The organism is Candidatus Peregrinibacteria bacterium, from assembly GCA_030700255.1.
GTDB lineage: Bacteria > Patescibacteriota > Gracilibacteria > UBA1369 > JABINC01 > JABINC01.
In genome coordinates this window covers 1-9,170 of record JAUYJN010000039.1, presented here as the reverse complement: position 1 = coordinate 9,170, position 9,170 = coordinate 1, and the positions used below count along the sequence as shown (strand labels likewise).

At 40.4% G+C, this 9,170-nt stretch carries 10 protein-coding genes; 5 read left to right on the top strand and 5 right to left on the bottom strand.

What is annotated here, in order from left to right; genetic code table 11:
- Positions 1–223 precede the first annotated feature (223 nt).
- Positions 224–1,543, top strand: a complete 1,320-nt coding sequence (locus Q8P68_04965; GenBank protein ID MDP4008513.1) for a hypothetical protein — start codon at positions 224–226, stop codon at positions 1,541–1,543.
- 55 nt (positions 1,544–1,598) lie between these two features.
- Here the strand turns inward: Q8P68_04965 and rplT are convergent, their stop codons facing one another.
- The 3 genes from rplT to infC form a co-directional block, all read right to left on the bottom strand.
- On the bottom strand, positions 1,599–1,946 hold the full coding sequence (rplT, locus tag Q8P68_04960; protein MDP4008512.1) for a 50S ribosomal protein L20: 348 nt from the start codon (positions 1,944–1,946) through the stop codon (positions 1,599–1,601).
- A 142-nt stretch (positions 1,947–2,088) separates the two neighbouring features.
- The gene (locus Q8P68_04955; protein MDP4008511.1) at positions 2,089–2,283 is read right to left on the bottom strand and encodes a 50S ribosomal protein L35; all 195 of its coding nucleotides are present in this window, start codon (positions 2,281–2,283) and stop codon (positions 2,089–2,091) included.
- A gap of 26 nt (positions 2,284–2,309) precedes the next feature.
- Positions 2,310–2,819: a translation initiation factor IF-3 gene (infC, locus tag Q8P68_04950; GenBank protein MDP4008510.1), complete on the bottom strand. Its 510-nt coding sequence runs from the start codon at positions 2,817–2,819 to the stop codon at positions 2,310–2,312.
- 183 nt (positions 2,820–3,002) lie between these two features.
- Between infC and ispG the strand changes: the two genes are divergently transcribed.
- On the top strand, positions 3,003–4,238 hold the full coding sequence (gene ispG / locus Q8P68_04945) for a flavodoxin-dependent (E)-4-hydroxy-3-methylbut-2-enyl-diphosphate synthase (GenBank protein MDP4008509.1): 1,236 nt from the start codon (positions 3,003–3,005) through the stop codon (positions 4,236–4,238).
- Here the strand turns inward: ispG and Q8P68_04940 are convergent.
- Positions 4,190–4,636, bottom strand: a complete 447-nt coding sequence (locus Q8P68_04940; protein ID MDP4008508.1) for a hypothetical protein — start codon at positions 4,634–4,636, stop codon at positions 4,190–4,192. The two genes, ispG and Q8P68_04940, sit on opposite strands and share 49 nt — an antisense overlap.
- Positions 4,637–5,355: 719 nt before the next feature.
- Between Q8P68_04940 and Q8P68_04935 the strand changes: the two genes are divergently transcribed.
- Positions 5,356–6,390, top strand: coding sequence for a 1-deoxy-D-xylulose-5-phosphate reductoisomerase (locus tag Q8P68_04935; GenBank protein ID MDP4008507.1), 1,035 nt, complete (start codon positions 5,356–5,358; stop codon positions 6,388–6,390).
- Here Q8P68_04935 and Q8P68_04930 read toward each other — a convergent pair.
- Positions 6,380–6,886: a hypothetical protein gene (locus Q8P68_04930; GenBank protein ID MDP4008506.1), complete on the bottom strand. Its 507-nt coding sequence runs from the start codon at positions 6,884–6,886 to the stop codon at positions 6,380–6,382. The genes Q8P68_04935 and Q8P68_04930 overlap by 11 nt on opposite strands.
- A gap of 38 nt (positions 6,887–6,924) precedes the next feature.
- On the opposite strand from Q8P68_04930, the gene Q8P68_04925 reads away from it, so the two are divergent.
- On the top strand, positions 6,925–8,145 hold the full coding sequence (locus Q8P68_04925; GenBank protein MDP4008505.1) for a bifunctional 2-C-methyl-D-erythritol 4-phosphate cytidylyltransferase IspD/2-C-methyl-D-erythritol 2,4-cyclodiphosphate synthase IspF: 1,221 nt from the start codon (positions 6,925–6,927) through the stop codon (positions 8,143–8,145).
- 15 nt (positions 8,146–8,160) lie between these two features.
- Positions 8,161–9,018, top strand: coding sequence for a 4-(cytidine 5'-diphospho)-2-C-methyl-D-erythritol kinase (gene ispE, locus Q8P68_04920; GenBank protein MDP4008504.1), 858 nt, complete (start codon positions 8,161–8,163; stop codon positions 9,016–9,018).
- The last annotated feature ends 152 nt before the right edge of the window (positions 9,019–9,170 follow it).

The window sequence follows — 9,170 nt, the reverse complement described above, 5'->3', positions numbered from 1 at the left end:
AGAGTTTTTGTACAAGATAACGTACAAAATCTGTGCACGTGCACACTTCCACATGATCAAAATTCATTAAATTTGTTTTCGTACGTTTGGATTTTTTAGATTTCAGCATCTACATGCTCTCAAACATACTTTTGATTGCCCAATTTGTTTAAAGAACCCTGAGTCGGTTGACGTGGCGGTGTTTTGACGTATAATACGGTCTTAGCATATAAATATGCCAACCATGCCCAGTATTGTATCACGTTTAATTTGGGGAAAAGATCTTGCTGAAAGGCGTGAAAAGCTTGAACGAACATCCATACCAACTGGGGGAAGCAAAAAAGCTAAAAAACAAAGGGCTGATTTGGGAGATGAAACCGCTGAAGTTCAAGAATTAAGCAGAAGAACTGCTATCGTTCGTGTAGGGATTGCCACAGTCCTCACGGCAGGTGGAGGCGTGGCGTTGTTAATATCTAATGAAGAAGGTCCCGTTAAGTCGGCGACTGAGGTAGCTCCAATAAAGGAGCTTGTACTTGGAAATGTGAGGTTCTATTTCGAAAAAGGAAGTGGTTTTTCATCATATGAAAAAGAAGAAACTTTCAATGGAATTCGTTCTGCGTATAACAGATACGTTAATTACTTCGGTGAAGAAACTATGCGATTTCCCCGTGAAATCGATTGCCCCATTGAAAAAGACCCATCCTTAACTCAGAATGGTTTCGTTCCGTGGAAAGTCATAGGATCTCCAACCCTATCAGGAGATATGGTAGCGGAGGAAACGCCAATTTTGGAGCGACTTGTTCTGAATGATCATTCGGAGGGTGTTATTATCCATGAATTTACACATATTTTTCTTCAACCGGAAGGGGCTCAATCTAAATCTTTCCATGAAGGGCATGCATATGTAATTCAACGATTACTCGGCTATGTAACCTCTCAAGATGAGAATATCGCCCTGTTAAAAGAAAACCCAAAGCTATCGGCGCTTTTTGACCTAGGATTGGACTATAGCTTTGTAGATGAGGGGTATAATGGGGGAATACTAGATGTAGATTTGCAAATATTAACTCAATGTAAGTTTACAGTTGAGTGGGAGCGATTACTTGCAATGGATCCGGATTTTATAAAAAATTATTATAGATTTATATCAGAAAAACGTACTAATGGAACAATAGGTTTTACAAAAACTGAAATGATAGAAATAGCACGTCAAGCTTCCCCATATTTTGATGAATGGGAACGTTCTACTTTTGCCGTCAAAGAACTTGGCGCTAAAAGTAAGCAAGTAGCAAGTGCAGTTGTCATTCCTGGAAAAGGTCTTATTATCTTAAATTTCCATACTAAGCCTCGCATCATAGATGGAGACAAAATGTGGCCACCAAACATTGCTTATATACCAGGAGAAATAGTAGTTAAAATTACACCAAAGAATGGAAATATAATAAGTCATACAATTACATCACCAGGTCTTCATATTAATAAAATTAGCTTTCCTGATGAAACCTTAAAGGGTGCGGAAATAGTAGTGACAATTGGAGGATACGAAGTGCCGGTAATCACTTAAATTGGACTAAAAAAGCCCCGCGAATGCGGGGCTTTTTGATTATATATTTATGATGTTATGCGCTTACTTGTTCAACTATAGATTTGAATACTTCCGGATTGCGAGTTGCAAGTTCTGAAAACATTTTGCGGTTTATTCGAACGTCTTTTTTGAAGCATTTGTCCATGAACTGTGAGTAGTTTGTACCCAAAGTACGGAGAGATGCTGACATACGAAGTGTCCATAATTGACGCATGTTTCTCTTCCTAAGTTTACGATCACGGTACGCATGCATTCCGGCTTTCATAACCGCCTGCTTTGCAACTTTAAATAGTTTTGAGCGTGACCCTCGGTAACCTTTTGCAGCCTTTAGTACTTTCTTGTGTTTTGCGCGTTGTGTAACGCCGCGTTTTACTCTTGTCATTGTTTTAGAATTTTAAAGATATAAATATTATTATGGGATAAGGTTGTGCTTTGCGCTCCTTACCCAGCAACTCAAGCTTTCGCGAGCTGCGTTCCGCTCCGTCATTTGGAAATTCTAGCCCAAATCAACAGGATTTTTTTAACTATTTTTTAAGCAATCTTTTTAAAGCACGAACGTTTGTAGAATGCGCTTCTGTTGTTCTAATAGCTTTTTGTTTCTTTGATTTATTTACCATAAGATGTCGGTGAGCAGCCTTGTCAAAAGTAAGTGTAAGCGTCTTACCCTTTCCTTTTACTTTCACGCGCTTCTTTGCCCCACTGTGTGTCTTTGCTTTCATTTGTCTAGTAATTAAAATTTAGTTTATTATTTTTTCGGTGTAAGGATCATAGTAACTTGGTATCCTTGTGGTTTTGGCTCACCGTCTACAGTTGCATCTTCAGCGAGCATGCTTGCGAACTCTTTGATCTTCTCAACTGCTTGAGGCTTGTACATCATCTGCCTTCCCTTCAGTTGCAATTGAACTTTAATTTGATGTCCTTTGGAAAGGAATTTTTGAGCTGACTTAACCTTTACCTCCATGTCATGTAGCCCTGTATTCAAACCAAGTCTTATACCTTTTACATCAGCTTGCTTTGCTCTCGCTTGCTGCTTTTGTTTCATCTTCTTCTGCTCGTATTGGTGCTTACCATAGTCTAGGAATTTGACTACCGGGGTCTCCGGATGAGTAGCTACCAATGCCAGTTCTAAACCTTTTTCTTGTGCTTGCGCAAGTGCGACACTCAGTGGAAGTATACCGACTTGTTCCCCACTCTCATCGAGTAAGCGAACCTTATCGGCTCTTATGTCTCCGTTGAGTATAAGTCTTTTGGCCAAAATAAATTTTAGATGATAAAAACCGTATATGGTTGCTTCGCGCCCTATTTCGCATCGCAAGCTCGCTTCACTCGCGCATGCGTAAGCCCGCAAAATGTAATGAAAGAGGTTGTAAAAGTCAAGGAAAACTGGTAGTTTTTGCGGCCTAGTGACCGTTTGCATTACGGTTATTCTAAAAATTATATGGAAAATCGCAAAAAAACAATTGAGGTAATGGTTGGAGGGGTCGGGATCGGTGGTAAAAATCCAGTACGAATTCAATCGATGACGAATACGGATACGGCCGATGCGGCTGCGACTTTGGCGCAGTGCATTGAGCTTATTGAAGCGGGATCTGAGCTAGTACGAATTACGGTAAACAATGATGCATCGGCAAGGGCGGTGGCTGAAATACGGTCTGGGCTTGATGGAGCCGGCTACGCCGGCGTACCACTAGTTGGCTGCTTTCATTACAATGGTCATATTTTACTTGAAAAATATCCTGAGATGGCAAAAGCCCTTGGGAAATACAGGGTAAATCCAGGGAATTTAGGAGTTGCACAAGCTCATGGATATAATTTCGAAAAGATTGTAAAAATAGCTATCGAAAATGACAAAGCTATACGAATCGGTGTGAATTGGGGATCGCTCGATCAAGATGTTTTGACAAAATTGATGGATGAAAACAAAGAAGTAGGTTCACCAAAAAATGATCGTGAAGTATTGATCGATGCAATCGTTAAAAGTACTCTAGATAGTGCGGAAAGCGCCGTATCATTTGGACTACCGAAAGAAAAAATAATCTTAAGTGCAAAAGTTTCACGCACTATGGATTTGATAGAAATTTATGAAAGACTGAGCGAAGAATGCGATTACCCGCTTCATCTTGGCCTAACTGAAGCCGGGGCTGGACTGAAGGGAGTTGTATCTTCGAGCGCGGCTACATCTGCTCTGCTCACTCGTGGCATTGGCGATACAATCAGAATCTCGCTCACACCTACCCCAAGCGAGCCGCGCACTCGCGAAGTCGAAGTTTGTAAGCTTCTTCTTCAATCACTTGAACTTAGGCACTTCGCACCCTCGGTCACTTCGTGCCCGGGCTGTGGTCGCACAAAATCTACATATTTTCAAACTCTTGCCCTTGATGTAAACAAACACATCACTTATAACATGGCAGATTGGGCAAAGAAATACCCAGGCTGTGAAACACTCTCTATCGCCGTCATGGGCTGCGTCGTAAATGGCCCGGGCGAATCCAAGCACGCAGATATTGGCATCAGCCTACCCGGAACTTTTGAAAAAGCAGTCGCAACAGTTTACATTGATGGCGCTGAACATTGTCGTTTAAACGGAGAGAATATCACGAATGAATTTATCGAAATTTTGGAAGATTATATAGAGAAGAAATTTGGGTCGTATACCAATTCAGATATTCTTTGACGACAACCTCCACATGGTGGCACAGGTGCAGAAGAATCTGGAGAATAAACCGCTATTTTACTAACGATCCCTCTCGCCCCACCATCTGTAGCCGCAAAATCACGAGTTATCATAAGCGCCCTATCTAGCGCCATTGTTTCCGCATGAGCTCCTTCATATGTTTTAAATTGCGTATTAGCACCAAGAACGATACGTGAGTTGCGCTCCAACTCGGATGCTACATTATTCATATAGACGTCCTCTACCAACCGAATAGCTGCGCCTACTTTAAATCGAATATATGTTGTGTCTGCACCTCGAGCCGCAAGCGTTGCCGCACGAACCAAAGTTCTTTCATCATCTGGCAATTCATAGGTATCACCTGCTTGGCCTTTGAAAAGCTGATTTATATCACGCATTTAAACATTTTGAAAATTAAGATAGCATGGTACGCGTAATTCGTAATATGTCAAATTGACGAGAATTATTGGATCAACGGAGGTGGGCTTGGCAGTATAAAAAAACAATCAATTTATTTCTAAAATTCTAGCCACCACCTTCTCCCATAAAATGACCTCTCAAATACATACTTCATGGCTTGTTTTTAACCATGACGTCTGAAATACGGCGTTCAAAGCGTTTTTGCGGAGATTGAACCTTGAAATACGGCATTCAACGGCTGTTCCAGGGAATGACGTCTGAAACTCGGCATTCATGACGTGTGCGCGCGCACAGCCTCTGAAGAACGGCGCTTCGCCTGCAAAATCATTATTTTTTCTATAAAAAGCTACTTTTTAAGGCTTACTTATTTTTTTAAACTTTTCTTTTGAAAATACGACTTTGTTATGCGGTTTTTATGACTCTGACTCGTACTAGTACAAGATTTTTGCAATCAAATATCCTGTTGGCTCAAAAGAATCAAGAATTTGCTATTAACGTTCGGATTCGGGCAATGGCCGCATCTATAGCCGGCTGGTCGTTCGGAGCTTCAATCTCTTCAACAAAAAAACTTGCCGTGAATGCATCGCTACGCCTTGTACTCTCAATCTCTTGGGCAATTAGGTGTCAAGCGGAGCTAGACAAAGTTAATTTTCAAAGCTAGTATGCGGGTCAATTAAGTTTACGAACTATACATTCGATGAACTATACAAATTTGAATAAAAAAAGAATTGTTGTGCTCGGGGCGACCGGGTCGGTCGGGCGAGATGTACTTGAAGTGGTACGTCAAAATCCTGGAGATTTTGAAATCGTCGGACTTTCTTGTTATGAAAATGTTGAACTTTTAAAAGAATTAACGGAAGAATTTTCTGTAAAAAAAACGTGTTCCGGCGATGATGATTTGAGTTTACTGTTGGCAGGGCCACTAGACCTGGTTGTAAATTGTATTTCCGGAGGAAATGGTGCTGAAATTACGAGAAAAGCACTTAAACTTGGCATAAATGTTGCACTTGCGAACAAGGAAGCTCTGGTTTCAGATGGCGAAGATTTGATGCGAATTGCAAAAGAAAATGGTGCAATGATTTTGCCGATAGATTCTGAGATTTGCGCAATACATCAGTGTTTACGCAGAAACTGCGTCGACGAAAATGGAAATATTTCATGGGAATTAATCAAACAAAACGTAGAAAAGGTGATATTGACCGCCTCCGGCGGTCCATTTTTCGGCAAAACTTTAGAAGAGCTTAAAAATGTCACTCTACAAGATGCACTAAACCATCCCACTTGGCCAAACATGGGTAAAAAAATTACAATCGATTCTGCAACACTCATGAACAAAGGATTTGAAATAATAGAAACAGCTGTGCTCTTCGGACTCCCTCCGGAAAAAATTGAGGTGCTCATCCACCCACAGTCCCTCGTCCACGGAATAGTTTATTTCAAAGACGGCAATGTCATGATGCACGCCGCTATCCCCGACATGAAAATCCCAATTCACTACTGTTTGTATTATCCAAATGTTAAACCAAATCTACTCCCTCGCCTCGACCTTGCAAAGGCTGAAAAATTAGAATTTTTCGAACCAAATAGATCGACTTTTTCAAATTTGGACAAAGCATATAGTGCTCTTCGGAACGGTACGACAAAAAAACTTCTTGAGGAAAATGATAACAAAGTAAGCAAATTCGAAAAAGGAGAAATTGAGTTTATTGAGCTGCTAAACGTCAAGATTTAACTAAGAATCCCATAAGATCTTCTATTCCATACTCTCCCGGTGTAAGCAAATCCAGCAATAAAAGCCTAACTTGAAATCTCGACCCATCTATCTCAACAAAACATTTACCACCTTCAACCTGTAATGCTCGAACAGCTTCATTGTACGTTAAAAAAGATCTGCGATTTAACCCAACATTATCTAATATATCACCAACTATCCTATTCAGATGAATGTCGTCTTCTATATTAACAACCGCCTTATCTTCCCCCAATAAATTCTTAATATTATCACCTTCCCGGCCATGTAAGGCATCCTTTATAGATTCCAAAAATGCAGTCATACCAAATGGTTTAACTAAAAATGCGGCCAAAGGTAAAGTTTTCCGGATACTATCCATAGCTTCAACTACGCAACTATTATCACGATCATTTGCTGTCATCAAAATACCAACCGGTAATTGAGAGAGTAGGCCTGAGTCCAAAGTCTCCACTTGTCCTGAATCTTCTTCTAGCATATATTGCGGTGGAATTAGGTATTATTTTAATTCTTATAATGAATGTTTTTGCACTTATTTTAGGGGGTGGAGTGAGTGAGCGATTTGGCTCGGATAAGCTTGCGTGCAAGCTTGGAAATGAGTCTGTGATTGAGCGAACTCATAGGATATTTCATGAAAGTGAAATATTCGGAGATGTTTTCACCGTCACTATTAGTGGTAATAGTATGCCTTTTGCGAAATTTGTCAAGCCTGGAGGGAGTAGGTTCGAATCTATGCAGGCCGGAGTCAAAGAAATTTTAAAAAATGTAGAGGAGGAGGAATATGGGGATACGTTTGTGATGATACATAATGCTGCCAATCCCGGAGTAACGGTCGAGGAAATTCAGGCTTGCTTAGACGGAGCAATAAAAGTTGGAGCATGTGGGGTTGCTCACAAAGTTAAAGATACAATTAGAAGAAAAAGCCTAGGTAGCGAGACATTTGAAGTTTTAAATCGTGAGGATTTGTATGCGATGCAGACACCTCAGTGTATTCGACTGGATATACTTTTAAAGGGAATTGAGCTGTTTCAAGAAATACAGGCAAAAAATCGTCGCCCTTCGGGCACCTTATTTGGCAAGCAAGCTGGCGCGCTTGCCATGACTGACGACCTGCAATTGCTGGATTTGATTAATCGAAATCCTGAAGAAAAAGCCGCCTATACATTGATCGAGGCAAGTAAGACAAATTTTAAAATTACAACAGAAGAGGACTTGGGGAAAATGCGCGCGGGGATTGGACTGGGAAATGCTTGTGCTCGTGAGCAACGAGTTGGTGTTGGGCAAGATTCACATGAATTTGCAGAAGACGGCATCCTAACTCTTGGCGGATTACAATTTTCAGACTTTCCAAAACTCAGTGCAAATTCAGATGGGGACATCATATTACATGCGCTATTTAATGCTATCTCAAGCGCGCTCGGGGAAAGTTCGCTCGGACAAACTGCTGATAAAATGTGTGAAAATGGAATCAAAGATAGTCGAGAATATTTGAAAGTTATTTTGGAAAAAATGCAAAGTGCAGGCTACTCTATTGGAAATTTGAGCATCGCATTAATCTGCAAAAAACCAAAAATTGATGCGATAGAAAATGATTTGAAAAAAAGCATAATTGAGATTTTAAAACCATACTACAAAAAAAATCCCAATATAACAATAGGCCTCACTGCAACTTCCGGCGAAGGCATAGATTTATTTGGAAAAGGTATACAATGCACATGCTTTGTGAATCTTATATAAGTTAATTTTTTGATTATGAGTAGTATATTTGTGAAGGCGCCCGCGAAGGTGAATTTGTATCTGGATATTATTGGTAAAGATCCAATCGATAATTATCATTTGGTGTCTACGATAATCGCGCGGGTGCCAAGCTTGTGTGATGAAATCACAATAGAGCCTATGGATGGGCATTTTCAGATTGTGGTTGAAATTGATCCTGATTCAAAATATTCAGCCCCGGAAGGTGAAGATAATATCTGTTTCAAAGCCGCGAATTTGCTAAAGCAAGAAGCCATTGAATCCGGGGTTTTTATGGATCTTGAAAAAAAACTGACAGCGATAAAAATAATTCTCAAAAAAAACATACCGGTTAGAGCTGGTTGTGGCGGCGGCTCGAGCGACGCCGCCGCCGTCATAAAGGCGCTAAACAAACTGTGGGATTTTAATTTTCCTCCAAAAAAACTCAAAAATATCGCTTCCAAAATCAGCATGGATAGTGCGTTTTTTATAGAAGGTAGTCAATTTGCATACTGCACACATTTCGGTGAAATCATCGAACCACTCGAAAGTGAAATCAAACTCAATATCGAAATTATCGATACCAAAATTGAAGTCGAAACCGCCTGGGCATACGAGAACATCGACCTTGAAAAATGCCGTCAAAACAAAGATAAAGCACGCGTCATCGTTGGAGCCCTCATCAATGATGACCGCGAAACCGTACTTGCAAACCTACATAACGACTTCGAGTATTTGATTTTTGAAAAATACCCGGAGTTATACAAACAAGTGCTGGAGCGGTGCAATCAAACTGACGACACATCAAATAAAAAAATAATCCTCTGCGGAAGTGGTGGCTGTATTGCAGTAATATCGGTTCTTGAAACAAATTAGGCAATCAAAAGTATGTTTGAGAGCATGTAGATGCTGAAATCTAAAAAATCCAAACGTACGAAAACAAATTTAATGAATTTTGATCATGTGGAAGTGTGCACGTGCACAGATTTTGTACGTTATCTTGTACAAAAACTCTTCCCGGAAGGAGG

What these genes read in the sequence shown, in the direction of transcription:
- rplT (MDP4008512.1), bottom strand. Translation starts at nt 1,946, where the DNA reads ATGACAAGAGTAAAACGCGGCGTTACACAACGCGCAAAACACAAGAAA.
- Q8P68_04930 (MDP4008506.1), bottom strand. Translation starts at nt 6,886, where the DNA reads ATGCTAGAAGAAGATTCAGGACAAGTGGAGACTTTGGACTCAGGCCTA.
- Q8P68_04935 (MDP4008507.1), top strand. Translation starts at nt 5,356, where the DNA reads ATGAACTATACAAATTTGAATAAAAAAAGAATTGTTGTGCTCGGGGCG.
- Q8P68_04925 (MDP4008505.1), top strand. Translation starts at nt 6,925, where the DNA reads ATGAATGTTTTTGCACTTATTTTAGGGGGTGGAGTGAGTGAGCGATTT.
- Q8P68_04965 (MDP4008513.1), top strand. Translation starts at nt 224, where the DNA reads ATGCCCAGTATTGTATCACGTTTAATTTGGGGAAAAGATCTTGCTGAA.
- Q8P68_04940 (MDP4008508.1), bottom strand. Translation starts at nt 4,636, where the DNA reads ATGCGTGATATAAATCAGCTTTTCAAAGGCCAAGCAGGTGATACCTAT.
- ispG (MDP4008509.1), top strand. Translation starts at nt 3,003, where the DNA reads ATGGAAAATCGCAAAAAAACAATTGAGGTAATGGTTGGAGGGGTCGGG.
- Q8P68_04955 (MDP4008511.1), bottom strand. Translation starts at nt 2,283, where the DNA reads ATGAAAGCAAAGACACACAGTGGGGCAAAGAAGCGCGTGAAAGTAAAA.
- ispE (MDP4008504.1), top strand. Translation starts at nt 8,161, where the DNA reads ATGAGTAGTATATTTGTGAAGGCGCCCGCGAAGGTGAATTTGTATCTG.